The organism is Aliiroseovarius sp. ABM4_368, assembly GCF_056161205.1.
Map to the genome: position 1 here is coordinate 276,196 of NZ_JBSWYR010000004.1, position 25,244 is coordinate 301,439.

A 25,244-nucleotide genomic window follows, 5' to 3' on the forward strand; every position below is an offset into this window, starting at 1 on the left:
CGCCATCCCGCGCTTTAGAACAACACTAGATCATCAGCCAGATCGTTGATGTTGGTCACCCCCTCGAACACGATCCGTTCGCCTGCGATATCCAGCGCCGCATGGCCGTTCACCGTAGTCCCATAGGTGTTGATCACATCCGTGGCAGATAGGCTGGGGTTCAGGCCAAATTCGCTGGCCTTGATGCGAACAGTGTCCACGTCATCCTCGAAATCCTTCACGGTCCGGGTCGCACTGGCACCGGCGTTGCCCTTGAAAATGAACAGGTCTGCACCCGCCCCGCCGCTCAGTTCGTCCGTATAACCAAAGGCCGAGATCAGATTATCATCCCCCGCGCCGCCGAACATTTGAACGTCTATACCATTACCCATCAGCTTATCGTCGCCGCCGCGCCCGCGCAGGACATCACCGGACTGAATCCCGATCAGAAAATCGGTAATCAACAGCGATCCGCCCGCCACAAGGATGTTGTCGCCGCCATCCCCTTTCAGCGTGTCTGCTCCGTAATATGATCCGATCAAGTTCTCGACATTCGTCACCGTCCCTTGCGGGCCATTGCCAAAGGTAAACGTGCCAGCAGCCAAATCCGCGACCAGTGCTCCGGTTCCATTGAGAACGAAGTTCACGCCGAAGATCAAAGTGTCATTGCCACCCTTTCCGTTGATGACATCCGCACCGCCGTTGGGTGAAAAGATGTTGGCACCGTTGTCGCCGAACAAGCGGTCCGCATTCGCAGTCCCGTTCAGGTTCTCGACCCCGCGAATAACCTCGGTGTTGCCAGCCCCGTCGTCGATAACCTTTTCCTGGATAAGATTGACCTTGATACCGGAGTTCTGATTGGCTGCGACCGTCGCCCAATCATTGCCGCTGCCCCCAATATAGGTGTCTTTCCCGCGCCCGCCTTCCAGCACATCATCGCCGCTCTTGCCGTTCAGCAAATCCTTCTTGTTGCCGCCGATCAACACATTGGTACCAGCCTTGCCGATCAGATCATTCGCGCGGTTCGTGGCTCCGGTCACATGCTCGACACTGGTAACGGTTTCGGTCTTGCCAAAGCTGTCGTTCCAAATCTTGTTCTGCGATAGATTAATAATGAATTTCTGCGACCCTGTGTTCGCCTCGACCACAAACGTGTCTTGGCCATTGCCGCCGCGATAGATGTCCTGCCCACCACCATTCACCAGAATGTCGTGACCGCCCTGTCCGCGCACGTCATCCATCCCGTTGCCACCAGCCAAAACATCAGACCCTGCCCCGCCCAAAAGCGTGTCATGGCCCGCCCCGCCGTTCAACTGGTCGGGCGTTTGGATCAACCCGCCGACGGGGAAATACGTCCGTTCAACCGCGTGATAGCCAAGGAAAGCGCTGTAATCAAAGGTGTACGGCCCATAGAAGCTGTAGCTGCTCCCTCCGATCAGCGTGTCATCCCCGCCCAGCCCGTTAACGATATAGTCTGAACCCGTTGCGGTCAGGGTGTCATTTCCAGTCGTTCCATTCTGAGGCATTTCGGCTCCAAGTATCTGAAAGAGTTACAACAAATTCCCGCGATGGAACCGCAGACCCGACGTTGCGTCAAGTCAGGAAAACCAAACCTTTTGGATAGGATGCTAGGCGTGGCCAACCTGCTTGTATGCAACCAAGCATGCATGGCGACTGCGGTGCCAATTCCGCGCAATCCACGGCAACAAAACGGACAAGTAAACTGGCGATCCCTGAAGGACTCGAACCCTCAACCTGCTGATTAGAAGTCAGCTGCTCTATCCAGTTGAGCTAAGGGACCGCACGCAAGAGCATTACCCCCGCGCGCGGTGCAGTTTCAACCTGAAAACTCAGGCTCAGGCGTCGATCTGCTTTGCAATAAACCACGAGACCGGAAGACCGACGGCAAATCCGGCGGCTGCGGCCCAGATAATCGGCTGTGCGGTGTCCATTCCCATCGTCAAAGCGGCGACCATGAAGATACCTGCAAGGGATGTGCCGATGATGGCATATAGGATCAAAGCTAAGCGGAGCATCGTGAATTCCCCATATAAGATGCGATGTACCGTTTAGCCTTACGCACTTAACAAGAATGGCCGCATTGATCCGGATCAATCGCCCGACATCGCACGCGCGACATAGTAGCTCACCGGCAGGGCAATCACGAAACCCACCGCTGCCGCGCCCAGAAGCGGCCACAGACCCGACACGCCGTTCACCAACGCAATCACCACCAGCATCGACGCGATGGTCGAACCGATAATGCCGTAAAACGTGGCGACGATTTTCCAAAGTGGGGCGCGCATGACGGGTCTCCTTTCCGGGCGGCATAGCCCACGGGACCCGCGCTGGCTATTTCTTCTTCACGAACTGCGTCAGAATGACAATGCGCTGCCCTTCCACGCGGCCCTCGATATGCTCGGGATTGTCGGCGACAAGGCTGATCCCCCGAACCGCCGTTCCGCGCTTCGCCGTGAAGCCAGCACCCTTCACCGGCAGATCTTTGATCAACACCACGTTATCCCCGGCATTCAAGGTGACCCCGTTGCTGTCCTTGTGGTTCGAGGCCGCGGCCACATTATCAACCCACGCCTGCGTATCCTCGTACAGATAGACCTGATCCAGCAAGTCCCGCGCCCACGCGGCATCCAACCGCTTCAACATACGCACCGACAACACCTGAACCGCCGCATCCTCGGACCACATCGAGGACGCCAGCCCGCGCCAATGGCTTTCATCCGGCGTGCCGTCGATCTGAGCGGCACAGGTGGCGCAAATCACCGCCGAGGCGTCAGCGGGTCCGCCGGGAACGGGGAAAGAGGAAAGAGGCGCGTCTGCGGCGCAGAGGGGGCAAGGCATGGGGCAAGTTCCTAAGTTGCGATACTATGGTTACGACTGCTAATAACCGATATGGTTAGCAAGCCAATACGCCGTAATTCTGCTTGTGCACTTGCGTTTGGTTAATTGATTGAGCGTTAAATCGGGTTCGGCTGGGTATGGACGAAAAAACTAGACCAATCGTTGAAGACGAACTGCCGAGCCAATTTATCTACGATTTGGGACTGTATCTCCAGACTTGCGCGCACATCGAAACAAGCGTTTGTTCGCTAATTTGCACTATTGAAGGTCTTGTGGATGGCGATGAAGAGCATAGCCTTCGGTTTCACCAATTGCGAAAAATGGGCGTTAACGACCTAATTAAACAACTTAGGAAAAGCAGTAGAACGCTGGACCCAGAAAACAGTGAACTGCTTTTCACCTTGGCAAACTGGTTGGGGACTTATCAGACGAATCGACACATCGCGGCTCACGGTGCATTCTTCGTTGAACAAGGCAGTAACATTCTTAGAGTAATCTACTCTCATAAGAAAAAGTCGCATGGCAAGATCATATACGAATCCGAGAAAACGGTTGTTGATCGAGATTTGGCTCTTCAACTAATTGAGGACGCGGACCGAATACTAAGATCGGTTGTAGGCTTAGATACCGCAATTCAGAACGGAAAAGTTTTGTTGCGAAAAGGTCTGGATATGTAAGTGCAACAGCACTCTAAGCAATAACATTTAGGATGCTGATTGATTCTTCGAAGTAGGACATCGCCTGACCCTGGGTGGGCGGAACGCCCTCCCGTGGGGAGGGTCGGGCGTTGTCCGGTCTGTCGACCGGACGGGAAGGTGTTGGGATGAGGCGACGGGTTAGCGTTCCCTCTTGGAGCGCTAAGGGGAGTCTGGAAACGGATTCGACGGAGTTGCGAGGGGGTGCGCACGCGATTTGCTGCGCAATTCGCTTTCGCCCACTGTCTTTCATTAATGCTAAATGGACGACTGTTTAGTCGTCCATTTTCAACGCATTAATGAAAGCTTCTTGCGGGATATCCACCTTGCCGAACTGGCGCATCTTCTTCTTACCCGCCTTCTGCTTCTCCAGCAGTTTCTTCTTCCGGGTCGCGTCGCCGCCGTAACACTTGGCGGTCACGTCCTTACGCATGGCCGACAGCGTCTCGCGGGCGATGACTTTGCCGCCGATGGCCGCTTGGATCGGGATCTTGAACATGTGGCGCGGGATCAGGTCTTTCAGCTTCTCGCACATGGCGCGACCACGTTGTTGCGCGCGGTCGCGGTGCACCATGGTTGACAGGGCGTCCACCGGCTCGTCATTCACAAGGACGGACATTTTCACAAGGAAGTCCTCGCGATAGCCGATCATCTGGTAATCGAAGCTCGCGTAACCTTTTGTTACCGATTTCAGGCGATCATAGAAGTCGAACACTACTTCATTCAGCGGCAGGTCATAAACGACCATCGCACGTGAACCCGCATAGGTCAGGTCCATCTGGATACCGCGACGGTCCTGACACAGTTTCAGCACGTCGCCCAGATACTCGTCAGGCACAAGGATCGTCGCCTTGATGCGCGGCTCTTCCAAGTGGTCGACGACGGACAGGTCGGGCATGTCGGCGGGGTTGTGCAGCTCGATCATCGAGCCGTCTTTCAGATAGACGTGATAGATGACCGAGGGGGCGGTGGTAATCAGCTCGATGTTATATTCACGCTCGATCCGGTCGCGGATGACTTCGAGGTGCAGAAGGCCCAGGAAGCCACAGCGGAAGCCAAAGCCCAGCGCGGCCGAGGTCTCCATTTCGTAACTAAACGACGCGTCGTTCAGGGCCAGCTTTTCGATGGAATCGCGCAGGTCTTCGAACTCGGCTGAATCAACGGGGAACAGGCCACAGAACACAACGGGCTGTGCAGGCTTAAAGCCCGGCAGCGCGTCTTCCGTGCCTTTCTTCTCATGCGTGATCGTGTCGCCCACACGCGTGTCCCGCACCTGCTTGATCGAGGCCGTCAGGAAGCCGATTTCGCCGGGGCCAAGCACGTCGATGGGCTGCATTTCCGGCGTGAACACGCCCACGCGGTCCACCGGGTAAACAGCATCGGTCGAGAGCATGCGGATCCGCTCGCCCTTTTTCAGCTTGCCGTCGATCACGCGGATCAGAACGATCACGCCCAGATAAGCGTCGTACCAGCTGTCCACCAGCATGGCCTTCAGCGGCGCATCAGGGTCGCCGGTCGGGGCGGGCAATTCGTTGACGATGGCTTCCAGCGTCTCGCGGATGCCCTGCCCGGTTTTCGCAGACACCTGGATGGCGCCCGAGGCATCAATACCGATCACATCCTCGATCTGCTCGGCCACGCGGTCACAATCGCTGGCGGGCAAGTCGATCTTGTTCAGAACCGGCACAATCTCGTGGTCCGCATCGATGGCCTGATAGACATTGGCCAGCGTCTGCGCTTCCACACCTTGGGTCGAGTCCACAACCAAGAGCGAGCCTTCGACGGCTTTCATCGACCGGCTGACCTCATACGCGAAGTCTACGTGGCCGGGGGTGTCGATCAGGTTCAGGACATAGTCCTGCCCGTCATCGGCGGAATACTCGATCCGCACAGTGTTGGCCTTAATGGTAATCCCGCGCTCGCGCTCGATATCCATACTGTCGAGCATCTGCTCTTTCATGTCCCGGTCGGCAACGGTGTTCGTCTCTTGAATAAGACGATCAGCCAACGTGGATTTGCCGTGGTCAATATGCGCCACGATCGAGAAATTGCGGATGTGTTTCAGGTCGGTCATGGGCCGGATATGATGTGGTTTTAAAGGGCCGTCAAGGACTTCGATACATCCCCTACTCTACGGGCAGCACATTCCGCGTCACCATCGTCCGCAAGGTGAAGCTTGACCGCATCCGCGCGATGCCGTCGACGCGCATCAGTTTATCTTCCATGAAGCGGTCGAAAGCGGTCAGGTCGGCGACGACGACGCGCAGAAGGATGTCTCGGTTACCGCTCATCAAGTGGCACTCCATCACTTCGTCCATACGCGAAACGGCGCGTTCGAATTTGGTGACGGCCTCGCCCATTTGGCTTTCCAGTTCGACCGAGATGAAGACCGTCACGGGCAGGCCAAGCTTGGCTTGATCAACACGGGCGCCGTAGCCTGTGATGACGCCAGCCTCTTCCAGAGCGGTGATGCGGCGGGCGCAAGGGGTGGGGGACAGACCGACAGCGCTGGCAAGGTCACCGAGCTTCTGGCGGCCGTTTTCCTGCAGAGCGGCGATGATGCGGCGGTCGATGGCATCCATTAGATTTCTCTCGTCTCGGTGTCTTTCACATAAGATAATCTCTAACATTACCTGAGTCGACGCCTGAATTTGGTGAGTTTCCTCTGGGTCACGTCGTTAACCTGTTCGCAACAGGGAGGACATCATGAACATCACCGAAGTTGCATCACACACGCATGAAGGCGTTTACCGCGTTGAGGCATCCGAGTTTGGGCTGGTTGCTTTCATCGCCATCCACTCGACCACGCTTGGTCCGGCGGCGGGCGGTTTGCGCATGAAGCCCTATGGCTCGGAAGATGAGGCTCTGACAGACGCGCTGCGGTTATCCGAGGGGATGACGTATAAAAACGCAGCGGCGGGGCTGCCGTTAGGCGGCGGAAAATCGGTCATCATGGGTGACCCGAAAGTGCTGAAAACACCCGAACTGCTGCAAGCATTCGGTAAAGCTGTCGAGGCCTGCGAGGGGCGGTATTGGACGGCTGAAGACATGGGAATGACCCCGGCGGACATGGCTGAAGTCGCGAAGGAAACGCGGTTCGTGGCAGGACTGGCGGATGGGAAGTTTGCCTCGGGCGATCCGTCGCCGATCACCGCGCGCGGGATTTTCAATGCGATCCGTCAGGTGTCAGAGCACGCGCTTGGAGATGCCTCACTGAAGGGTCGTGTCGTTTCGGTTCAAGGTTTGGGGCATGTGGGGTGGCATCTGTGCCATCGCTTGAAGGCGGCTGGGGCCGAGTTGATCGTCACCGATATTGACCCGACCCGTGTGAAAACAGCGGTTACCACCTTGGGGGCAAAGCCAGTGTCGCTGGACGAGATATATGGGGTAGAGGCCGACATATTCGCCCCTTGTGCCATCGGCGGCATTTTGAATGCAGACACTATTCCGATGCTAAAGGTGAAGGCCGTGGCGGGCGGGGCCAACAACCAATTGGCCACGCCTCAAGATGCCGAGTTACTGCACGGACGAGGCATTCTGTATGCACCGGATTATGTCGCCAACGGAGGTGGCATCATCAACGCCGCGACCGAGATCCTTGCGATCGAAAATCAAATCGATTGGGTGGATGAAAAACTGCGCGCGCTGGACGAAACCATGGGGGACATTCTGAACAGTGCGAAGGCGGCTGGGGTTAGCCCTGCGATAGTTGCACAGGATGTGGTCCGCCGTTCAATGACATCACGCGCGGCGTGACGCGACAGGGGCGTTGAGGCGCTCCGGCACTCAACCCGGTCTCGGGCTGAAACGGCCCGAGACACATGACACCCCAACAGTCTGACATACTGACCATTACGCTGGGCACCGCACTGGGCATGTCGGCCAGCCTCGATGAGGTTCGGGCCGTAGCGCCCGTCGCAATGGATGGCTTTCGCGGTCTCGGACAGTGCCAATTGGCCGATATTCAGCATCTGCGCCCCGAGCTCGTAGTCGCCAAGATCTAAATGCCGCCATTGTGAAGCCAAGGAAATTGAAACCCTTTGTTAAGCACGATATGCTTCACTCACAATCGGGCATCAGACCCGAACAGGCGGATCTAAGGTGATGGAATGAAACGAGTGGTTCTTGCGGCGACCCTAACGGCAGCGATGTTGCCAGGGCAGTCGGCATTGGCGGGCGGCACGATCGAGCGTGCATGCCTGAAAGCGGATCGACCGAATGCGACGCGCAGCCTGTGTGGGTGCATTCAAAAAGTGGCCAATGCAACGTTGTCCGGTGGCGAGCGCACGAAGGTGGCCAAGTTCTTTAAAGACCCCCACCAAAGCCAGTCGACCCGCCAGTCCGACCGCAGATCGGACGAGGCGTTTTGGCAGAAATACAAGAAGTTCGGCACACTGGTGACAAAGCACTGCCGTTAAGACAGGTGCTTGATCAGCCCCAGTGAGGCCGCTTGGACCAGATCAAGCGTCTGGTCGAAATCGCGCGTGTAATAAGGGTCGGGCACGTGATCCATTCCGGTTTCCGGCGCGAAATCCGTAAAAATCTGGACCCGTGTTTGTGAGCCCTTGGGGCGCAGTCGTTCGATATTGTCCAGATTGCTGTCATCCATACCTATGATCAGGTCGAAATCCGCGAAATCCCGGACGGCGAACTGACGCGCGCGTAGATCGGACAGGTCAAACCCGCGCGCTTTGGCTGCGGTCTGCATGGGCGCATAGGGAGGGCCGCCCACGTGCCAATCCGAGGTGCCTGCACTGTCGGTCTGGACGTCCAACCCGGCTTGGGCTGCAAGGTCGCGAAACACGCCTTCGGCGCTAGGGGAGCGGCAGATATTGCCAAGACAGACGAAAAGTACGCGTGTGGTCATGAAGTGGTTGTAGCGGTGCGGGGATGGGCTGTCACCTACTCGCCCTTGCGCCAGAGCATTTTCATGTAAAGCCGTCCGCCCTTAAGCTCCTCGCACATCTGGTCGATACGTTTCTGTCGTGTCGCAGGCCGTTTGGCCCGGGCAATCCAGCCAAGATAATCGTTGCGTTGATAGGGCGGGCGGCTGTCATAGGCTGGGCGCAGACCCTCCGCATCTAGACGGGATGCGATGTCTACGGGCATCGGTTGGGGGCGGCGTTTCAGGGTCATGCGTCCATGCTACTTGGTATTGTCATGCCGGGACAACACGGGCGCGCGGGCGCTGTTTTGCTTACACCAACATTCTGCCCTTGCAGCCCTTACGACGCTGCGCCAAAAGGCGCGCATGTCGCGTGCTAAGCCATATTCCCTGAACTGTCCGATATCCCTTTCTCTTGACCTTCTGGGCAACCGCTGGGCGCTGCATGTTCTGCGCGAACTACATGCGGGCCCATCCGGTTTTGGCAAACTGCGCGACGGATTACCGGGGATCGCAACCAACATGCTGTCATCGCGTCTGGCCGAGTTGGTCGAGGAAGGTCTGGTGTCGAAAACCGGGCGCGTCTATGCGCTGACCGAACGCGGGCAGGCAACGCGCGGGATCCTATTCGAGCTGGCCCGATTTGGCCGCTACATTCCGGCTGGCGAAGACGCTGCGCCGACCGAGGCGCCGTCGTCGCGGGTCGCGGTTCTGGCTGGCGCGATCGAGCGCGCCGCGGGGCCTCTGGATGAATTACGTGCCGAGATCTGGCTGGACGAGGCACCGTTTTCGCTGACCGTCTCGCAAGGGCGCGCCGCGATGGTTGCGGGTGCGATGCCCTTGGCACCAGTACGATTGGGGTTTGCGTGGCAAGACCTCGAGGCCGTGGCTGCGGGCGATCAGCGTGTCGCAAACTTCGCCGCCCAAGGCGAGATCGCCGCACAAGACCCCTTGCAAGTGGCCGCGCTGCTTGATCTGTTGCAAAAGGCAATGGACATCTATGGCGGCTTCAAATGACACATATCCTGATCCTGACCGGCGCAGGCATTTCGGCTGAAAGCGGGTTGGGAACGTTTCGCGACGTGGACGGGCTGTGGACGAAATACGATCTTGAGGACGTGGCTACACCCGAGGGTTTTGCGCGCGATCCAGCGTTGGTGCATGCGTTTTACAACGCGCGGCGCGCCAACTGTCTGGACGCGGCACCCAATGCCGCACATCACGCCTTGGGCCGTTTGCAGTTGGAACACGCGGGCGGAGTAACGCTGGTGACGCAGAATGTCGATGATCTGCATGAACGCGGTGGCGCGACGAACGTGATCCACATGCATGGAGAACTGGCAGGCGCGCTTTGTGCCCAGTGCAATCATCGCTGGCCAGCCCCGCGCGAAATGTCACCGTCCCTACCCTGCCCCAGTTGCGGCGCACCTCGCACCCGACCGGATATCGTTTGGTTCGGTGAAATGCCTTATCAGATGGACGCGATTTATGCGGCCTTGGGAGAGGCAGATCTGTTCGTCGCCATCGGCACCTCGGGCACTGTTTATCCTGCCGCCGGGTTCGTGGGCGAGGCACGGGCGATGGGCATCCCGACGTTAGAGTTGAACTTAGAGCCGTCCGAAACCGCGGGCATTTTCGATGATGCGCGTTTTGGTCCGGCGAGTGAAATCGTACCTGTTTGGGTCGATGAAGTCTTGAGCTAACTGACTTCGGTGGCTCGCTTGGTGTGATTTGATGCCTGAATATCATACAGGTGCTGCATTCGCGTTCGAACATAAGAGAGAGGCCGCGAATGCTGTGCAATGCATCAATTCACACAAGCTTGAAGGGGCTTTGCCCCTCGCCCCCTTTAGGGGGGCTCACCCCAAGGTGTTTATGGCAAGAGGAAACAATAAAGGCCGCAGCGATACGCTACGGCCCTCTGGGGTTGACGAGACCCCTTTGTGGGGCACGGGGCTGGGGACGCATAATCGCCCCGCGCGCCCAGATCTAAAGGACAGATCTTAGTTCGCTTAGTGATCGTCATGGTCATGACTGTGGTCATGACTGTGATCGTGGTCGTGGCTCATGCCAGCCATCGCGGGCTTGCGCTTCAGATCGACGGGGATCTCGACGGTCATTTCGCCAGCTTTTTCAAAGACCAGCGTGACGGTCACGGTTTCACCATCAACAAAGGGGGCGTTCAGGCCCATGAACATCACGTGGTCTCCGCCGCGTTTCAGGTCATGGGTGCCGCCTGCAGCGATCGGGAAGCCTTCTTCGACTTCCATCATCTTCATAACGCCATCGCCCATTTCCTTGTGGGTGTGCAGCTCGACCCGCTTAGACGCATCAGAGGTTGCAGCGATCAGGCGGTCATCTTCGGCACCGTGGTTCATGATCTGGAAGAAAGCAGCGCCGGCCTTGGCGTTCATGCCCGAGGCACGCGCATAGGCGTCTTTGATCATGATATCACCGGCGAACGCGGGCATGGCGATAAGGGCGGCTGCACCGGCAGCCAGAACAGTTTTCATACGGAACATAGTCTTTTCCTTTGGTCTTTGGATTGGTCGTGAAAGAAAGGATCAGACCAGCGCCGGGGGACCACGGGCAGACGGGGACAGTTCATCGCGCCCGTTTGGCGGGCTGACCTGCGAAGGGACAATATGGGCCACAAGCCGTGAAACTGGCGTATCCATCGAAGGAAGCAAGAACGAGGCCGCAAAGATTGATGTGCCATCGGGGCAAAGGTGCACCGATTCGATGGGCTCTCCATCCGGGCCGAGTGTAATGGTCGTCATACCGGTGCCGGTACACAGCACCATATCAAACGCACCGTTCAAATCAGGGCTTTCACCACGGGCATCCGCCAGCGCAAAGCTGGTGATGGTCAGCGCAAAGGCCAGAACATATGCAAATACCACTCGGATCATGCCACCTAGCTATGCCTCTTTTTCAGAGGCGGCAAGTGACAAAATGTAACGGGAAAAACACACGCGAAAACCGCCCGCAGCCAAGGGCCGGGGCGGTTCATAATCTGGTCGATCCAGAAAGACGCAGGGCTTAGGCGGCTGCCAGAGCTTTCGCGATTTCTTTCTTGATCTTCAGGGCGTTGGCCGACAGCTCGTCGTTCTTGGCTTTTGCCAGGAACGCGTCCAGACCACCACGGTGGTCAACCGAACGCAGGGCAGCAGCCGAGATGCGCAGTTTGAACGCGCGACCCAGTGCTTCCGACTGAAGCGTCACGTCGTTCAGGTTCGGCAGAAACCGGCGGCGGGTTCTGTTTTTGGCGTGGCTGACATTGTTGCCAGTCATCGGGCCTTTTCCGGTCAGTTCGCAAACACGCGACATGGCTCTTATCCTTGCTCTCTCGGGCCAGATTGGTGAGAAGTTCAGCGCGCCCTCGCGCCGCTCACGTCCAGCCGGTCAATACAAACGGGCACTGCCACAGCAGCGCCCCGAATTCCGTCCGCGGTCAATAGACGCCTAATCGGGGGACGTCAAGTGAGTCGCGGCGCAGCGGGGCAGGAATTTTCCGCCCCGCTGCAATTGTTTACTCGTCGGCCAGAAAACCGCCGGATTGGCGATCCCAAAGCCCGGCATAGGTGCCCTTGGCGGCCAGAAGTTCGTCATGGCTGCCGTCTTCGATCACCCGGCCCTGATCCAGCACGACAATGCGGTCCATCTGGGCGATGGTCGACAGGCGGTGCGCGATGGCGATGACGGTTTTACCTTCCATCATACCATAGAGTGTTTTCTGGATCGCGGCCTCGACTTCACTGTCGAGCGCCGATGTCGCCTCGTCCAGCACCAGAATGGGCGCATTCTTCAGCATCACACGAGCGATGGCGATACGTTGGCGCTGACCCCCAGACAGTTTCACGCCGCGCTCGCCCACATGGGCATCATAGCCGGTGCGCCCTTTTGGGTCTTCCAGCGACTGGATGAAGGCGTGCGCCTCGGCGCGTTCGGCGGCGGCGATCATCTCGGCTTCAGTGGCCGAGGGACGGCCATAAAGAAGGTTGGCCCGTACGGATCGATGCAGCAGAGAACTGTCTTGCGTCACCATACCGATCTGAGCGCGCAGGCTGTCTTGGGTGACCCCTGCCACGTCCTGACCGTCAATCAGGATGCGCCCGCCCTCGGGATCGCGGAAACGCAGCAGCAGGTTCACAAGGCTCGACTTTCCAGCGCCGGAACGCCCAACCAGCCCGACCTTTTCGCCCGGATGCACCGACAGGGTAACATTGTCCAACCCGCCCGAGCCTTTGCCATAGTGATGGGTTAGCCCGTCAAACAGGATCTCGCCCTTGGTCAGGGACAGTGCGGGCGCGTTCGGGGCATCCGTCACCTCGTGCTCGACCGAAATCGAGCGCAGCCCTTCACGGATCACGCCCGCATGTTCAAACAGGCGCACTGTGACCCACATGATCCAGCCGGACATGCCGTTGAGGCGGATGGTCAGGGCCGAGGCCGCAGCAACCTCGCCCACCGTTACGACTCCACGGGTCCAGAACCAGATCGAGGTGCCGAGAACCCCGGTGATCAGCAACCCGTTCAGCACATTCAGGCCGAAGCTGAGTTCCGTCATCAGGCGCAGGAAACGCTGGAAGCGCAGGCGGTGGCGTTTGAGGGCCGACAGCACATAGCGTTCCTCGCTTTCGCCCTGACTGAACAGTTTAACGCTTTCGATATTGGCATAGGCATCCACGATCCGCCCCGATAGAAGCGACCGCGCATCGGACCATTTTTCCGATGCGGACGCCACTCGCAGCGCGACCCAGCGGGTGTAAATCACGTAAAGCACCAGCCAAATCAGCAGCGGTGCCGCCAGTCGCGGATCAATTTGGCTGAGGATTAGGGCCGCTGCGATCACATAGGTCAGCGCGTACCAGATGCCTTCAAAGGCCATATACGTACCATCCTCGACCGCGCCGCCCAGCTGCATAACGCGATTGGACAACCGCCCGGCAAAGTCGTTCTGGAAAAAGCCCATGCTTTGTCCCAGCAGGTGTTTGTGGGCACGCCAGCGGACCTGATCATGCAGGTTGCCGACGAGGGTTTGTTCCAGCAGCAGGTGGTTCAGGCCGATGGCCGCAGGGCGCAGGAACAAGATGAAAAGGGCGGCGAGCAGCAGCTCTATCCCGTGGGAGGCGAAAAAGCTTCCAGTGTCGCTGCCATCCATCAGGTCGATCACCCGGCCGGAATAGAAGATCAGACTGGTTTCGATCAAAGCGACGATTACGCCCGACACGGCCATAAACGACATAAGCTTTCCGAAACCGTCATACTGCGTTTTCAGATAGGCCCACAGCGTAGCAGGCGGCGTTTCATCCGGCGAGGGACGGAAAGGGTCGATAAGATTTTCGAACAACCGAAACATGATGCGCTCCATGCGCCAAAGGGAAATACAAAGGATAGTCGGGGCTGACGACAGCCCAACAGGACCAGCGTCTAGAGTCGCGGTGGGGTCCTGAACTGCTTCATCCTGCATTCTCCTGCATGTTTCGAGGTTACGCTAACCCAGCCGTTAGCGCCAATCAACCCCCGATGGCAGAGCAGTAGAATTCAGCTGTCAGATGCCAGTTTTAGAAAGGCCAGCATCTCGTCTGCAGCACGCGAGGCTGACAGTTCACCTGCCGCCACCTGCCCGCCCAGCGTGTCAATCCGCGCGCGCGCGTTGCCCGTTTCCAGTGCTGACAAAAGACCGATACGCAGGTCTTCTTCGAACCAGTGACGGGCCTGCGCGGCACGGCGCTTTTCCCAGTGCCCATGCTCGCGCCGCCATGCGACCAGCTCCTCCATCGTCTCCCACGCCTCGGGCAAACCGTCTTGAGTGACGGCGGACACCATTAGCGCCTTGGGGAACCCTTTGGGATCATAGACACGCTTGCGCAACAGCCGCAGCGCACCCGCATAATCCGCACAGGTGCGCATGGCGGTCTCTTTCAGCGGGCCGTCTGCTTTGTTCACAAGGATCAGGTCGGCGATCTCCATGATGCCGCGCTTCACGCCCTGCAACTCATCGCCACCGGCAGGGGCCAACAGCAGAAGGAACAGGTCGGACATTTCGGCGACCATGGTTTCGGACTGGCCGACGCCTACGGTTTCGATCAGTACGATGTCAAATCCAGCCGCTTCGCACAGCGCCACAGCCTCGCGGGTACGGCGGGCCACGCCGCCCATTTGTGCCTGCGAGGGCGAGGGGCGGATAAACGCATTTTTCTGACGGCTTAGGCTTTCCATGCGGGTCTTGTCGCCAAGGATGGACCCGCCGGAACGGGCCGAGCTGGGGTCGACGGCCAGTACCGCCACTTTCAGCCCCTTTTCGATCAGGAACATGCCGAAAGCTTCGATAAAGGTCGACTTGCCCACGCCGGGAGTGCCAGACAGCCCGATGCGCAGGGCTTGGCGTTTTTCAGGCGCGGTCGCTTCCAGAAGCTCAAGCGCCTGCGCGCGATGATCGGCGCGGCCGCTTTCGACCAGCGTAATGGCGCGCGCCAAGGCACGGCGTTCGCCGGCAATCACTCGTTTAGCCAGGTTCTGAATGTCCATGGTGCCTCCGTTATTCGGGTTAGTTCATGCCGCGCCGCTGCGCCCCTGTCCAGAGGTCAGCCGCATGTTAGCGCCCGCGCATGCGGTGATCCGGGCTGGACCCGGCGCGCGGGGCGTCGGATAAGGGCGGGATGACGGACCTGCTGCCCATCCATGACGCGATCCCCGATCTGCTGGCCGCTTTGCGCGAAGCGGGTCGCGCGGTGCTGATGGCGCCTCCGGGTGCAGGTAAGACCACGGTGGTGCCTCTGGAAATGCTCAAGGCCAGCGCGTTTGACGGGCGGCTGATCATGTTAGAGCCGCGCAGGCTGGCCGCACGCGGAGCCGCCGAACGCATGGCGCAGACTTTGGGCGAACGAGCGGGCGAAACAGTGGGCTATCGCATTCGCGGCGAGGCGAAAGTGTCGAAATCCACCCGGATCGAGGTCGTGACCGAGGGCATCCTGACGCGGATGCTGCAATCGGACCCCTCGCTTGAGGGTGTAGGCGCGGTGATTTTTGACGAATTTCACGAGCGATCTTTGAACGCGGACCTTGGGTTGGCCCTGACATGGGAAGCGATGGGCGCGCTGCGCGATGACTTGAAGTTGGTCGTCATGTCGGCGACGTTGGACGCGGATCCAGTCGCGCGTCTGTTGGACAATGCGCCTATTGTGCGGTCCGAGGGGCGGGCCTTTCCGGTTGAAACACGGCATCTTGACCGCCCCTTGGCGAAAGGCACGCGGCTGCCAGAAGCGACTGCCGATCTGGTGCTAACCGCGCTGGGTGAAACCGAGGGCGGCGTGCTGGTCTTCCTGCCCGGCGAGGGCGAAATCCGGCGTTGCGAGGGCGCACTGAAGGGTCGACTGCCCAGCGGCTGCCACCTGCACACGCTTTTCGGCGCGATGGATTTCGCCGCCCAGCGCGCGGCGATTCAGCCCGCGAAGGTTGGCCGCAAGATCGTGCTGGCGACCGCGATTGCCGAGACCTCGCTGACCATTCAGGACATCCGCGTGGTGGTGGATGCGGGACAGGCGCGGCGCGCTCGGTTCGATCCGGGGTCAGGCATGTCCCGATTGGTGACCGAACGCGTGTCTAAGGCCGAAGCCGAGCAGCGGCGGGGTCGTGCAGGGCGCGTCGCCCCCGGCACTTGTTACCGGCTGTGGACCAAAGGCGAAGACGGTGGAATGCCGCCCTTCGCGCCCGCCGAAATTGAAACCGCAGACCTTGCCCCCTTGGCGTTGGAGTTGGCCGGATGGGGCAGTCCGGATGGGGATGGGCTGGCTTTTCTAACGCCGCCTAATGCGGGTGTGCTGGCCGAAGCGCAGGCTCTGCTGCGTGGGCTTGGGGCGTTGGATGATGCCGGGCGGATCACAGAGCACGGGGCGAAACTAGCACGCCTGCCGTTGCATCCCCGTCTGGGTCACATGCTGCTGGCCTCGGGACCTGACGCTGCCGATCTGGCGGCGCTGTGGAGCGATCGGGATCCCCTGCCCCGTGGCACTGCGATGGATCTGACCTTGCGGCTTGAGGCAATCCGCGACCCAAAGGGCTTTGTCGCCAAACGGCGCATTCAGGCGAACCGAGGTGGCGTTGAACGTATCCGTACCGAGGCCAAACGTCTGCGCCGGATGGCGGGGAATGCGCGCCCGGATCTCAGCCCCGCGCAGATGGCGGCTTTGGCCTATCCCGACCGGGTGGCGCTTCGGCGTCCCGGTGACATCCCTCGCTTCGTGATGTCCGGCGGCAAAGGGGCAGTCATGGACGAGGGCGATGTGTTGGCCGGATCGCGTTTGCTGGTGATCACCGACACAGATGGGAACCCGCGCGAGGCGCGTGTGCGGCAGGCAATCCAAATCAGCGAAGGCGAGTTGCGCGAACTGTTTGAAGATCAGATCCGCTGGGTTGACAGTTGTGCGTGGTCCAAACGCGACGGGCGCGTGGTGGCGAGGCGGCAGGAATGTCTGGGCGCAGTGGTACTGGATGACCGGATCTGGAAAGATGCGCCTGCCGATGCGGTGGCAGCAGCCATGCTGGACGGGGTGCGCGACTTGGGGCTGCGACCCTCAGACGCGGCCAAGCGGTTCATCGCGCGGGTCGAGCTGGTGCGGGCGGGAGGGGACAGCTTGCCCGATATGACCGAGCCCTCCTTGATTGACACGCTAGACGACTGGCTGTTGCCGCATCTAACAGGCATCAAAACCACCGCAGACTGGAAAAAGTTTGATATCCTCGAAGCCTTGCTCGCCATGCTGAACTGGAACCAGATTTCGCGTCTGGATACCGAAGCACCTGCACATTTCATCACGCCACTTGGTCACAAGACCCCCATCGACTATTCCGGCGACACGCCCGAAATCAGCTTGCGCCTGCAAGAGATGTTCGGCGTCACCCGCCATCCGATGGTGGGAAAGACGCCCTTGCGCGTGACGCTTCTTTCGCCTGCCCGCCGTCCTGTGCAGACCACAACGGACATTCCGAACTTCTGGGCCACCAGCTACTCCGATGTGCGCAAGGATATGCGCGGGCGCTATCCCAAGCATCCGTGGCCCGAAGATCCGACCGTCGCGGACCCGACACTTCGCGCAAAACCACGTGGTAAATAGTAGCCAAAAAGGCGCGAAATCGACGTTTCACGACCCGTTTACTTGCATTCCAGGAAAATTTAATTATTTAACACTGTAATAAAAATGAGTTGAGCAAAACCGCACAGGCACATTATGTCATCGCTTTTGAAACAGGCTTGGAACGAAGTCCTATCCCCTATGCTGAAACGCCCCAGCCGTCCGCAGGTTGCGGCGCTGTGTTATCGTGGTCAGGGTGAAGACAAGGAAGTTCTGCTTGTGACATCGCGTGGGACGGGCCGTTGGATCCTGCCCAAGGGATGGCCAATGGAAGGCAAAAATGACGCCGAAGCCGCCGCACAGGAAGCGTGGGAAGAAGCCGGCGTCAAGAAGGGCCAGCTGGATCGCGCGCCGATTGGTGAATACAGCTATCCGAAAGAGTTAGACGGCGGTGGGTTGGCCCTCTGTTCTGCCTCGGTTTTTCCATTGAAGGTCGAAACGCTGAAAAGCGACTTCCCCGAAGCCGATCAACGCACCCGCAAATGGGTCTCGCCCGAGGAAGCTGCCGGGATGGTCGACGAAAAGGGCCTGCGTAAACTCTTGCGGGATTTCTAAACCCGTTCTCAACCTGTTCATCTGAAACACCCATCCGAAACACGCTGTCAGTGTGCTCGAATCTGTTGCAATCAAGGCTTAGACGCGATAGCGCGAGCGCTGATTTGTAACGGTTCGGTAAAAGCCGTGTAAAATGCAGCCTGCGAGGATAGGACATGAGCGGCGAGAACAGCGGCAACCAGTGGAAGACGCTGGATAAAGACCTGAACAAGATCACCCAAGTGGAATACGCCACGCAACTGGTGGCTCGTCCTCTGGTAGGGCTGGGTGTGGCATTGGCCTTCATCGTCATAGCAGCCTTAGGTGCGGCGGTGTTCTTCGGCCAAACTTCTACGTCTTTGGTTGTTGTGATTGCGGCTGCGTTTGGCGCGTATATGGCGCTGAACATCGGCGCAAATGACGTGGCCAACAACATGGGGCCTGCGGTGGGTGCGAACGCACTGACCATGGGGGGTGCCATCGTGATTGCCGCCTTGTTTGAAAGCGCGGGCGCTTTGCTGGCGGGGGGCGACGTGGTGTCGACCATCTCTAAGGGCATTATTGACCCATCGGGTTTTGAACACTCGCGCACGTTTGTCTGGGCAATGATGGCGGCGCTTATCTCATCCGCTTTGTGGGTGAACCTTGCGACATGGGTCGGCGCTCCGGTCTCGACCACGCACTCGGTCGTGGGGGGCGTCATGGGCGCGGGGATTGCGGCAGCTGGTTTCGCGGCTGTCAGCTGGCCCACAATGGGAAAAATCGCGGCCAGCTGGGTCATTTCGCCGGTTCTGGGCGGTGTGATTGCGGCCTGCTTCCTTGCCCTGATCAAATACAAAATCATCTATCAGGAAGATAAGATCGCTGCCGCCAAACGCTGGGTGCCGATCCTGATCGGGATCATGGCCGCCGCGTTCGGCGCCTACCTTTCGATCAAGGGCCTGAAGCGGATTGTGAAGATTGATCTGGGCACCGCGCTGTTGATCGGCGCTGGCGTAGGTGCTGTGGCCTATGTGGTTACGGCACCGCTGATTGCGCGTCAGGCAGAAGGGCTTGAGAATCGCACCAAATCTTTGAAAACGCTTTTTGCTTTGCCGCTGATCTTTTCAGCCGCTTTACTGTCTTTCGCACACGGAGCCAACGACGTAGCCAACGCTGTCGGTCCGCTGGCCGCCATCGTGCATGTGGAAAGCGTCGGAGACTTCGCGGCCAAAGTAACTATTCCCACATGGGTCATGGTGATCGGTGCGTTCGGCATCAGCTTTGGCCTGATGCTGTTCGGCCCAAAACTGATCCGTATGGTGGGCAGCCAGATCACCAAACTGAACCCGATGCGCGCCTATTGTGTGGCGCTGTCGGCAGCCATCACCGTGATCGTCGCCAGCTGGCTGGGCCTGCCCGTCAGCTCGACCCACATCGCCGTCGGTGGCGTCTTCGGCGTGGGCTTTTATCGCGAGTTCCACATGGAACGCCGCCTGCGCAAATCGCGCGCTGCCCGCCCCGAGGCCAAGCGCATCGCGCCCGAGGAACGCCGCCGCCGCAAACTGGTACGCCGCTCGCATTTCATGACCATCGTGGCCGCATGGGTAATCACCGTGCCCGCCGCCGCAATTATGTCGGCTGTGATCTTCTATCTGCTAAACGCGATTGTGGCGTAGTCAGGCGCACATAGAAACGAAAAAGGGCGCCCGTTGAGGCGCCCTTTTCTATTGCGTAGGATTGCTGCTTATTTCCCCAAGCACCAGCGCATCACGGCTTTCTGTGCATGAAGGCGGTTCTCGGCCTCGTCAAAGATCACTGATTGCGGACCATCCATAACCGAGTTCGTGACTTCCTCTTCCCGGTGGGCAGGCAGGCAATGCATGAACAACGCGTCGGGCTTGGCGTGCGCCATCAGTTCATCATTGATCTGATAGGGGCGCAGCAGGTTGTGGCGACGTTCGCGGGCAGACGGCGCATCATGCATTGAAACCCAAGTGTCGGCCACCAGAAGATCTGCGCCTTCGACGGCTTTCACCGGATCGCGCACGATCTCGACCTTCGAGCCCTTGGCGCGGGCCTCTTCAACGAATCCCATTTCCGGGTCCAGCGGCTCGGGACCGGTAAACGTCAGGTCAAAGCCGAACTGGCCAGCGGCATGCAGGAACGACGCGCAGACATTGTTGCCGTCGCCAGCCCAAACCACTTTCTTGCCTTCGATGGATCCGCGATGTTCCTCGTAGGTCAGGATGTCGGCCATGATTTGGCAAGGGTGCGAACGATTGGTCAGCCCGTTGATCACCGGCACGTCCGCGTATTCTGCCATCTCCATAAGCGTCGCCTCTTCGAATGTCCGGATCATGATCATGTCGACATAGCGCGACAGAACTTTGGCGGTATCCGCAACAGTTTCACCATGCCCAAGCTGCATTTCGGAGCCTGACAGAACCATCGTTTGCCCACCCATTTGGCGCACACCCACGTCGAAGCTGACGCGCGTCCGGGTCGAGGGCTTTTCAAAGATCAGCGCGACCATATGGCCGTCCAAGGGACGTTCGACGTCCAGCGCGCCCTTGGTCTTCCCGGCACGCGCGGTCTTGATCCGGTGTGCTTCCGAGATGATGGATTTTAGATCGCCGGTTTCAGTGGCGTTGATGTCAAGAAAATGTGTCATGCGCTTTGGCCCTCTACAGCTTTGGCGGCGGTTTCAAGGCGAGTGATCGCCTCGGTAATATCTTCGTCTTCGATGGTTAGTGCGGGCAGGATGCGCAGCACGTTGTCGCCAGCGGGAACGCAAAGAACGCCCGCGTCATAGCATTTCGCCAATACGTCCATGTTGGTTGCTTTACACTTCAGACCCAGCATCAGGCCGGATCCGCGCACGCTTTCAAAAACATCGGGATGTTCGGCAACAAGGCCTTCCAGCTTCTGACGGAACAGGCCCGCCTTGCGGCTGACCTCGGCCAGAAACTCGGGATCTGCAACAATCTCGGTCACTTTCGAGCCAACGGCACAGGCCAGCGGGTTGCCGCCATAGGTGGACCCGTGGGTGCCTGCGACCATACCGCTTGCCGCCGTTTCAGTTGCCAGCACAGCGCCCAGCGGGAAGCCCCCACCGATGCCTTTGGCAACCATCATAATGTCAGGCGTGACGCCCGAGAACTCGTGCGCGAACAGTTTCCCAGTCCGACCCATGCCGCATTGCACCTCGTCGAAGATCAGAAGCGCACCGGCGTCATCACAAGCGGCGCGGATGGCTTTCAACTCGTCATCCGGGACGGGGCGAATACCGCCCTCGCCTTGTACGGGTTCGATGATCACGGCGGCGACGTCACCTTCGGCAAGCTCGCTGGTTAGACCGTCAAGGTCGCCAAATGGCAGATGGGTGAAGCCGGGCAGAAGCGGGCCGAAACCTGCGGTCAGTTTCTCGCCCCCTGCGGCGGCGATGCCTGCGGACGAGCGCCCGTGGAACGAGCCGTCAAAGCCAATGATCTGCGCGCGGTCCTCGCCTTTGTCCGACCAGTATTTCCGCGCCATTTTCACCGCAAGCTCGCACGCCTCGGTGCCCGAGTTCGTGAAAAACACAGTGTCGGCGAAGGTCAGATCGACCAGTTGGTCGGCCAGTGTCTGCTGCTCGGGGATCGTATAGAGGTTCGACACATGCCACAGCTTGGCACCTTGTTCTGCCAACACCTCGACCAGCGCAGGATGGGCGTGGCCCAACGCGTTCACCGCGATGCCTGCGCCCAGATCCAAATATCGCTCGCCCCCATCCGTGACGAGCCAGCTGCCCTGGCCGCGCTCGAAAGCAAGGTCTACACGGTTATAGGTGGGAAGAAGCGACGGGATCATGTCGGTATCCTTTGTAAAAGAAGCCTTTGGGTGCCGTATGGGCGACGCCAAGTCAACAATTTCAGGTGTTTTTGAAGGGGTGTTGCGCCGATAGCGCAGGATCAAACGAACGGGACGTCAGGCGCGAGTGCGTCGGCGTCGGGTTTCAGCGATATGCAGGCGTTTGATCATGAGGGCGGGATAGGGGATCGCGCCCGTGCTGTCCAGCCTTTTAAATTGGGGGCGGCACGCGTAGAGGGAAGGGATGGAAACGCGCAACTCTCCCTTATCTGCTGTCGGTTTTATGCTGCTGGCCACTGTGTTCATCGCAGGCACAACCTTGATGGCGAAGCTGGCAGGGAAGGATCTGCTGGGCGACCCATTGCATCCTTTTCAGATCACCCACGGGCGATTCACCTTTGCGTTCCTAGCCATCGGAAGCTTTGCCCTAATCCAACAGCTGCGTATTAAGCGCCCCAATCTGAAGCTGCACGTCGCCCGTTCAGCAGCCGGTTTTGTCGGCGTCACCTTAATGTTTGCCGCCGCCACGCTGATACCTCTGGCGGATGCCACTGCGATCTCGTTCCTGAATCCAGTGTTCGCGATGCTGCTGGCGATCCCGCTGCTGGGCGAACGTGTTGGCCCATGGCGCTGGCTTTCAGTCGCGATGGCATTGACGGGTGCATTGATATTGATCCGCCCCGGGGCTTCAAGCTTTGATCCCGCCGCCCTGCTGGCGCTCGGCGCTGCGGCTCTTTTGGGTCTTGAGACGATTTTCATCAAACGCCTAACGGGGCGCGAGGCTCCGTTACAGATCCTTGTCATTAACAACGGCATCGGCTTGACTATCGCCTCTTGCGCGGTGCTGTTCGTGTGGCAAGCCCCCACGCCGGCGCAATGGGCGGTCCTGGCGGCGCTTGGCTTTATGATGGCGTCGGCGCAGGCATGTTACATCCAGGCCCTTCGGCGCGCGGATGCAAGCTTTATTGTTCCATTTTCCTATGCCACGCTGATCTTCGCAGCACTTTACGATTTCAGCCTGTTCGGCGTGGTTCCGGGCTGGATTAGCGCGGTTGGAGCAAGCGTCATCGTGGCAGGAGGCGCCATTCTGGCTTGGCGCGAAGGACGACAAGCCAAGTAAAGCGGCTTCTTGGCTTGTATCCGCCGCGCGGGTGATTAGTATAGGGGCTTGTGAATTCAAAGGGGGCTTGACCGGAACCGGTCACCCCCCAGCAGACGGGAAAAAAGCATGTCCTGGACCGACGAGCGCGTAGAAATCCTGAAAAAGATGTGGGGCGAGGGTCAATCGGCCTCGGTCATCGCGAAGGAACTGGGTGGTGTGACCCGCAATGCGGTCATCGGCAAGGTGCATCGTCTAGGCCTTTCCAACCGCTCGGCTGGTGGCAGCAAAGCCCCTGCAGCTGAAAAAGCCAAGGCAGCCGCCAAACCGAAGGCAGCGGCCAAACCGAAGGCAGCCCCGAAGAAAGCGGCAGAGCCTGCTACCAAACCCGCTGCAGCTCCCGCGGCCGAAGCCAAGCCTGCGACGCCTGCGCGCAAGGCGATCATTCCGGCAGGCCAACCCCTGCCCCCGCAGCCTTCGGCAAATGAAATCAGCCCCGAGGCTTTGGCCAAGGTCAGCGAAGTGGAAAAAGGCGCCAAGCGTCTGAACCTGATGGAACTGACCGAAAAGACCTGCAAATGGCCCGTGGGCGACCCGGCCACCGACGATTTCTGGTTCTGCGGTCTGCCCGTGCAGCAAGGCAAACCCTATTGCGAGGCCCATGTCGGCGTGGCGTTCCAGCCTATGTCCTCGCGTCGCGACCGCAAGCGGTAAACCCGCATTACATAGTTTGTCGAAAGCGCGTCCCACCGGGCGCGCTTTTTGCATTCCTGCCCCCTGCTCTTTCCATAGCCCACAGCTTTAGCTATACGGCCCGCCATGACCAATTCAGCCAATCCGCCAGATCTGCGTCCCGACCTTGCCCCAAAGGCCCGCTTTCAAGACCCCGTCCGCGACGGTCAGCCCACTGTGGGCATGGTCAGCCTTGGCTGCCCCAAGGCGCTGGTCGACAGCGAGCGCATTTTGACGCGCCTACGGGCCGAAGGCTATGCGATCAGCCCCGACTACTCCGGCGCAGATGCGGTGATCGTGAACACCTGCGGGTTTCTGGACAGCGCCAAGGCCGAAAGCCTTGAAGCCATCGGAGAGGCTCTGAACGAAAACGGCAAAGTGATCGTCACCGGCTGTCTGGGCGCGGAAGAGGACTATATCCGTGGCACTCATCCCAGCGTCCTGGCCGTGACCGGCCCGCATCAATACGAACAGGTTCTGGACGCCGTTCACGGTGCTGTGCCGCCCAGCCCCGATCCCTTTGTAGACCTGCTACCCGCCACCGGCGTCAGCTTGACCCCGCGCCATTACAGCTATCTGAAAATTTCGGAAGGCTGTAACCACAAATGCAAATTCTGCATCATCCCAGACATGCGCGGGAAACTGGCCAGCCGCCCAGCCCATGCGGTCATCCGCGAGGCTGGAAAGCTGGTGGACGCGGGCGTGAAAGAACTGTTGGTGATTTCACAGGACACCTCGGCCTATGGCATCGACATCAAACACGCGGAAGAGCGCGGGCATCGTGCCCATATCACCGATCTGGCGCGCGATCTTGGCGCGCTGGGTGCAGGCAAAGACCTGTGGGTCCGTTTGCACTATGTCTATCCCTATCCGCATGTGCGCAATCTGATCCCTCTGATGGCCGAAGGGCTGATCCTGCCCTATCTGGACATTCCGTTCCAGCATGCCCACCCCGATGTTCTGAAGCGCATGGCCCGTCCGGCAGCCGCATCCAAGACGCTGGACGAAATCGCCGCATGGCGCGCGACCTGCCCCGACATCACCCTGCGCTCGACCTTCATCGTTGGCTATCCCGGCGAGACCGAGGCAGAATTCCAGACCCTTCTGGACTGGATGGACGAGGCACAACTGGATCGCGTCGGCTGCTTCCAATACGAAAACGTCGATGGCGCACGGTCCAACGATCTGCCCGACCACGTTCCCGCCGAGATCAAACAGGACCGTTGGGATCGCTTCATGGAAAAGGCGCAGGCAATTTCCGAAGCCAAACTGGCCGCGAAAGTCGGACAAGTGATGGACGTTATCGTCGACGATATCGACGAAGACGGCATCGCCACCTGCCGCACGAAGGCCGACGCGCCCGAAATCGACGGCAACCTATTCATCGACGAAGGCACTGACGGGCTTTCGGTCGGGGATATCGTATCGGTCGAAGTGGACGAGGCGGGTGAATATGACCTGTGGGGGCAGCTCAAGCCGTGATCCTAGGACTT

Annotated in this window: 27 protein-coding genes and 1 tRNA gene; 12 read left to right on the forward strand and 16 right to left on the reverse strand. The window is 59.2% G+C overall.

All coding sequences use genetic code 11. The features are described 5' to 3' along the window. Positions 1 to 14: 14 nt before the first annotated feature. The 5 genes from ACXAH3_RS13335 to ACXAH3_RS13355 all read right to left on the reverse strand — a co-directional run bounded on the left by ACXAH3_RS13335 (position 15) and on the right by ACXAH3_RS13355 (position 2,838). On the reverse strand, positions 15 to 1,505 hold the full coding sequence (locus tag ACXAH3_RS13335; RefSeq protein WP_474862582.1) for a calcium-binding protein: 1,491 nt from the start codon (positions 1,503 to 1,505) through the stop codon (positions 15 to 17). Positions 1,506 to 1,703: 198 nt separating this feature from the next. Beyond that, positions 1,704 to 1,780, reverse strand: a tRNA-Arg gene (locus ACXAH3_RS13340). Between the two features lie 55 nt (positions 1,781 to 1,835). Next, positions 1,836 to 2,015, reverse strand: coding sequence for a CTP synthetase (locus tag ACXAH3_RS13345; protein WP_474862583.1), 180 nt, complete (start codon positions 2,013 to 2,015; stop codon positions 1,836 to 1,838). Positions 2,016 to 2,090: 75 nt separating this feature from the next. After that, positions 2,091 to 2,285, reverse strand: coding sequence for a CTP synthetase (locus ACXAH3_RS13350; RefSeq protein WP_474862584.1), 195 nt, complete (start codon positions 2,283 to 2,285; stop codon positions 2,091 to 2,093). Positions 2,286 to 2,331: 46 nt separating this feature from the next. After that, entirely contained in the window at positions 2,332 to 2,838 is a 507-nt protein-coding gene (locus tag ACXAH3_RS13355) for a PhnA domain-containing protein (protein WP_474862585.1), read from the reverse strand. A 137-nt stretch (positions 2,839 to 2,975) separates the two neighbouring features. Between ACXAH3_RS13355 and ACXAH3_RS13360 the strand changes: the two genes are divergently transcribed. Continuing rightward, positions 2,976 to 3,515: a hypothetical protein gene (locus ACXAH3_RS13360; protein ID WP_474862586.1), complete on the forward strand. Its 540-nt coding sequence runs from the start codon at positions 2,976 to 2,978 to the stop codon at positions 3,513 to 3,515. A gap of 292 nt (positions 3,516 to 3,807) precedes the next feature. Here the strand turns inward: ACXAH3_RS13360 and lepA are convergent, their stop codons facing one another. Next, on the reverse strand, positions 3,808 to 5,607 hold the full coding sequence (lepA, locus tag ACXAH3_RS13365; protein WP_474862587.1) for a translation elongation factor 4: 1,800 nt from the start codon (positions 5,605 to 5,607) through the stop codon (positions 3,808 to 3,810). 52 nt (positions 5,608 to 5,659) lie between these two features. Next, a complete protein-coding gene (locus tag ACXAH3_RS13370; protein ID WP_474862588.1) occupies positions 5,660 to 6,115 on the reverse strand; it encodes an Lrp/AsnC family transcriptional regulator in 456 nt (151 codons plus the stop codon). A gap of 124 nt (positions 6,116 to 6,239) precedes the next feature. Here ACXAH3_RS13370 and ACXAH3_RS13375 point away from each other — a divergent pair, with 124 nt between their 5' ends. From ACXAH3_RS13375 to ACXAH3_RS13385, 3 genes are all read left to right on the forward strand, one after another. Beyond that, positions 6,240 to 7,289 carry a Glu/Leu/Phe/Val family dehydrogenase gene (locus ACXAH3_RS13375; protein ID WP_474862589.1) on the forward strand — a complete coding sequence of 350 codons (1,050 nt, stop codon included), beginning with the start codon at positions 6,240 to 6,242 and terminating at the stop codon, positions 7,287 to 7,289. A 65-nt stretch (positions 7,290 to 7,354) separates the two neighbouring features. Beyond that, on the forward strand, positions 7,355 to 7,537 hold the full coding sequence (locus ACXAH3_RS13380) for a hypothetical protein (protein ID WP_474862590.1): 183 nt from the start codon (positions 7,355 to 7,357) through the stop codon (positions 7,535 to 7,537). Between the two features lie 105 nt (positions 7,538 to 7,642). After that, the gene (locus ACXAH3_RS13385; protein ID WP_474862591.1) at positions 7,643 to 7,951 is read left to right on the forward strand and encodes a hypothetical protein; all 309 of its coding nucleotides are present in this window, start codon (positions 7,643 to 7,645) and stop codon (positions 7,949 to 7,951) included. Here ACXAH3_RS13385 and ACXAH3_RS13390 read toward each other — a convergent pair. After that, positions 7,948 to 8,400, reverse strand: a complete 453-nt coding sequence (locus ACXAH3_RS13390) for a low molecular weight protein-tyrosine-phosphatase (protein WP_474862592.1) — start codon at positions 8,398 to 8,400, stop codon at positions 7,948 to 7,950. The two genes, ACXAH3_RS13385 and ACXAH3_RS13390, sit on opposite strands and share 4 nt — an antisense overlap. Before the next feature lie 35 nt (positions 8,401 to 8,435). Then, positions 8,436 to 8,669, reverse strand: coding sequence for a YdeI/OmpD-associated family protein (locus ACXAH3_RS13395; protein ID WP_474862593.1), 234 nt, complete (start codon positions 8,667 to 8,669; stop codon positions 8,436 to 8,438). Positions 8,670 to 8,784: 115 nt separating this feature from the next. On the opposite strand from ACXAH3_RS13395, the gene ACXAH3_RS13400 reads away from it, so the two are divergent. Further along, positions 8,785 to 9,435, forward strand: coding sequence for a winged helix-turn-helix transcriptional regulator (locus ACXAH3_RS13400; protein ID WP_474862594.1), 651 nt, complete (start codon positions 8,785 to 8,787; stop codon positions 9,433 to 9,435). Next, a complete protein-coding gene (locus ACXAH3_RS13405) occupies positions 9,432 to 10,121 on the forward strand; it encodes an NAD-dependent deacylase (protein WP_474862595.1) in 690 nt (229 codons plus the stop codon). Before ACXAH3_RS13400 ends, ACXAH3_RS13405 begins: the two co-directional genes overlap by 4 nt. A gap of 309 nt (positions 10,122 to 10,430) precedes the next feature. On the opposite strand, the gene ACXAH3_RS13410 is transcribed toward ACXAH3_RS13405, so the two are convergent. The 5 genes from ACXAH3_RS13410 to meaB form a co-directional block, all read right to left on the reverse strand. Further along, entirely contained in the window at positions 10,431 to 10,931 is a 501-nt protein-coding gene (locus ACXAH3_RS13410; protein ID WP_474862778.1) for a copper chaperone PCu(A)C, read from the reverse strand. Between the two features lie 51 nt (positions 10,932 to 10,982). Further along, the gene (locus tag ACXAH3_RS13415) at positions 10,983 to 11,330 is read right to left on the reverse strand and encodes a hypothetical protein (RefSeq protein ID WP_474862596.1); all 348 of its coding nucleotides are present in this window, start codon (positions 11,328 to 11,330) and stop codon (positions 10,983 to 10,985) included. 130 nt (positions 11,331 to 11,460) lie between these two features. Continuing rightward, entirely contained in the window at positions 11,461 to 11,748 is a 288-nt protein-coding gene (gene rpmB / locus ACXAH3_RS13420; RefSeq protein ID WP_474862597.1) for a 50S ribosomal protein L28, read from the reverse strand. A 202-nt stretch (positions 11,749 to 11,950) separates the two neighbouring features. Then, positions 11,951 to 13,780, reverse strand: coding sequence for an ABC transporter ATP-binding protein (locus tag ACXAH3_RS13425; RefSeq protein ID WP_474862598.1), 1,830 nt, complete (start codon positions 13,778 to 13,780; stop codon positions 11,951 to 11,953). A gap of 185 nt (positions 13,781 to 13,965) precedes the next feature. Then, positions 13,966 to 14,952 carry a methylmalonyl Co-A mutase-associated GTPase MeaB gene (gene meaB / locus ACXAH3_RS13430; RefSeq protein WP_474862599.1) on the reverse strand — a complete coding sequence of 329 codons (987 nt, stop codon included), beginning with the start codon at positions 14,950 to 14,952 and terminating at the stop codon, positions 13,966 to 13,968. Between the two features lie 131 nt (positions 14,953 to 15,083). Between meaB and hrpB the strand changes: the two genes are divergently transcribed. The 3 genes from hrpB to ACXAH3_RS13445 all read left to right on the forward strand — a co-directional run bounded on the left by hrpB (position 15,084) and on the right by ACXAH3_RS13445 (position 19,747). Then, positions 15,084 to 17,537 (forward strand): ATP-dependent helicase HrpB, encoded by a 2,454-nt coding sequence (hrpB, locus tag ACXAH3_RS13435; RefSeq protein ID WP_474862600.1) that lies wholly within the window; start codon positions 15,084 to 15,086, stop codon positions 17,535 to 17,537. Positions 17,538 to 17,651: 114 nt separating this feature from the next. After that, on the forward strand, positions 17,652 to 18,110 hold the full coding sequence (locus tag ACXAH3_RS13440) for an NUDIX hydrolase (protein WP_474862601.1): 459 nt from the start codon (positions 17,652 to 17,654) through the stop codon (positions 18,108 to 18,110). A 155-nt stretch (positions 18,111 to 18,265) separates the two neighbouring features. Then, entirely contained in the window at positions 18,266 to 19,747 is a 1,482-nt protein-coding gene (locus tag ACXAH3_RS13445) for an inorganic phosphate transporter (RefSeq protein ID WP_474862602.1), read from the forward strand. A gap of 68 nt (positions 19,748 to 19,815) precedes the next feature. Here ACXAH3_RS13445 and argF read toward each other — a convergent pair whose 3' ends face one another. Both argF and ACXAH3_RS13455 read right to left on the reverse strand, forming a co-directional pair. After that, positions 19,816 to 20,742, reverse strand: a complete 927-nt coding sequence (gene argF, locus ACXAH3_RS13450; protein WP_474862603.1) for an ornithine carbamoyltransferase — start codon at positions 20,740 to 20,742, stop codon at positions 19,816 to 19,818. Beyond that, positions 20,739 to 21,920, reverse strand: a complete 1,182-nt coding sequence (locus tag ACXAH3_RS13455) for an acetylornithine transaminase (protein WP_474862604.1) — start codon at positions 21,918 to 21,920, stop codon at positions 20,739 to 20,741. The genes argF and ACXAH3_RS13455 overlap by 4 nt, the downstream gene beginning before the upstream one ends. Before the next feature lie 244 nt (positions 21,921 to 22,164). Here ACXAH3_RS13455 and ACXAH3_RS13460 point away from each other — a divergent pair, with 244 nt between their 5' ends. From ACXAH3_RS13460 to rimO, 3 genes are all read left to right on the forward strand, one after another. Next, entirely contained in the window at positions 22,165 to 23,040 is an 876-nt protein-coding gene (locus ACXAH3_RS13460) for a DMT family transporter (RefSeq protein ID WP_474862605.1), read from the forward strand. A gap of 108 nt (positions 23,041 to 23,148) precedes the next feature. Then, positions 23,149 to 23,733 (forward strand): GcrA family cell cycle regulator, encoded by a 585-nt coding sequence (locus ACXAH3_RS13465; RefSeq protein WP_474862606.1) that lies wholly within the window; start codon positions 23,149 to 23,151, stop codon positions 23,731 to 23,733. A gap of 105 nt (positions 23,734 to 23,838) precedes the next feature. After that, the gene (gene rimO / locus ACXAH3_RS13470) at positions 23,839 to 25,233 is read left to right on the forward strand and encodes a 30S ribosomal protein S12 methylthiotransferase RimO (RefSeq protein WP_474862607.1); all 1,395 of its coding nucleotides are present in this window, start codon (positions 23,839 to 23,841) and stop codon (positions 25,231 to 25,233) included. Positions 25,234 to 25,244: the final 11 nt, after the last annotated feature.

Excerpts from the sequence above, each read along its gene's own strand:
- ACXAH3_RS13335 (WP_474862582.1), bottom strand. The coding sequence starts at position 1,505 with ATGCCTCAGAATGGAACGACTGGAAATGACACCCTGACCGCAACGGGT.
- ACXAH3_RS13345 (WP_474862583.1), bottom strand. The coding sequence starts at position 2,015 with ATGCTCCGCTTAGCTTTGATCCTATATGCCATCATCGGCACATCCCTT.
- ACXAH3_RS13350 (WP_474862584.1), bottom strand. The coding sequence starts at position 2,285 with ATGCGCGCCCCACTTTGGAAAATCGTCGCCACGTTTTACGGCATTATC.
- ACXAH3_RS13355 (WP_474862585.1), bottom strand. The coding sequence starts at position 2,838 with ATGCCTTGCCCCCTCTGCGCCGCAGACGCGCCTCTTTCCTCTTTCCCC.
- ACXAH3_RS13360 (WP_474862586.1), top strand. The coding sequence starts at position 2,976 with ATGGACGAAAAAACTAGACCAATCGTTGAAGACGAACTGCCGAGCCAA.
- lepA (WP_474862587.1), bottom strand. The coding sequence starts at position 5,607 with ATGACCGACCTGAAACACATCCGCAATTTCTCGATCGTGGCGCATATT.
- ACXAH3_RS13370 (WP_474862588.1), bottom strand. The coding sequence starts at position 6,115 with ATGGATGCCATCGACCGCCGCATCATCGCCGCTCTGCAGGAAAACGGC.
- ACXAH3_RS13375 (WP_474862589.1), top strand. The coding sequence starts at position 6,240 with ATGAACATCACCGAAGTTGCATCACACACGCATGAAGGCGTTTACCGC.
- ACXAH3_RS13380 (WP_474862590.1), top strand. The coding sequence starts at position 7,355 with ATGACACCCCAACAGTCTGACATACTGACCATTACGCTGGGCACCGCA.
- ACXAH3_RS13385 (WP_474862591.1), top strand. The coding sequence starts at position 7,643 with ATGAAACGAGTGGTTCTTGCGGCGACCCTAACGGCAGCGATGTTGCCA.
- ACXAH3_RS13390 (WP_474862592.1), bottom strand. The coding sequence starts at position 8,400 with ATGACCACACGCGTACTTTTCGTCTGTCTTGGCAATATCTGCCGCTCC.
- ACXAH3_RS13395 (WP_474862593.1), bottom strand. The coding sequence starts at position 8,669 with ATGACCCTGAAACGCCGCCCCCAACCGATGCCCGTAGACATCGCATCC.
- ACXAH3_RS13400 (WP_474862594.1), top strand. The coding sequence starts at position 8,785 with ATGTCGCGTGCTAAGCCATATTCCCTGAACTGTCCGATATCCCTTTCT.
- ACXAH3_RS13405 (WP_474862595.1), top strand. The coding sequence starts at position 9,432 with ATGACACATATCCTGATCCTGACCGGCGCAGGCATTTCGGCTGAAAGC.
- ACXAH3_RS13410 (WP_474862778.1), bottom strand. The coding sequence starts at position 10,931 with ATGAAAACTGTTCTGGCTGCCGGTGCAGCCGCCCTTATCGCCATGCCC.
- ACXAH3_RS13415 (WP_474862596.1), bottom strand. The coding sequence starts at position 11,330 with ATGATCCGAGTGGTATTTGCATATGTTCTGGCCTTTGCGCTGACCATC.
- rpmB (WP_474862597.1), bottom strand. The coding sequence starts at position 11,748 with ATGTCGCGTGTTTGCGAACTGACCGGAAAAGGCCCGATGACTGGCAAC.
- ACXAH3_RS13425 (WP_474862598.1), bottom strand. The coding sequence starts at position 13,780 with ATGTTTCGGTTGTTCGAAAATCTTATCGACCCTTTCCGTCCCTCGCCG.
- meaB (WP_474862599.1), bottom strand. The coding sequence starts at position 14,952 with ATGGACATTCAGAACCTGGCTAAACGAGTGATTGCCGGCGAACGCCGT.
- hrpB (WP_474862600.1), top strand. The coding sequence starts at position 15,084 with ATGACGGACCTGCTGCCCATCCATGACGCGATCCCCGATCTGCTGGCC.
- ACXAH3_RS13440 (WP_474862601.1), top strand. The coding sequence starts at position 17,652 with ATGTCATCGCTTTTGAAACAGGCTTGGAACGAAGTCCTATCCCCTATG.
- ACXAH3_RS13445 (WP_474862602.1), top strand. The coding sequence starts at position 18,266 with ATGAGCGGCGAGAACAGCGGCAACCAGTGGAAGACGCTGGATAAAGAC.
- argF (WP_474862603.1), bottom strand. The coding sequence starts at position 20,742 with ATGACACATTTTCTTGACATCAACGCCACTGAAACCGGCGATCTAAAA.
- ACXAH3_RS13455 (WP_474862604.1), bottom strand. The coding sequence starts at position 21,920 with ATGATCCCGTCGCTTCTTCCCACCTATAACCGTGTAGACCTTGCTTTC.
- ACXAH3_RS13460 (WP_474862605.1), top strand. The coding sequence starts at position 22,165 with ATGGAAACGCGCAACTCTCCCTTATCTGCTGTCGGTTTTATGCTGCTG.
- ACXAH3_RS13465 (WP_474862606.1), top strand. The coding sequence starts at position 23,149 with ATGTCCTGGACCGACGAGCGCGTAGAAATCCTGAAAAAGATGTGGGGC.
- rimO (WP_474862607.1), top strand. The coding sequence starts at position 23,839 with ATGACCAATTCAGCCAATCCGCCAGATCTGCGTCCCGACCTTGCCCCA.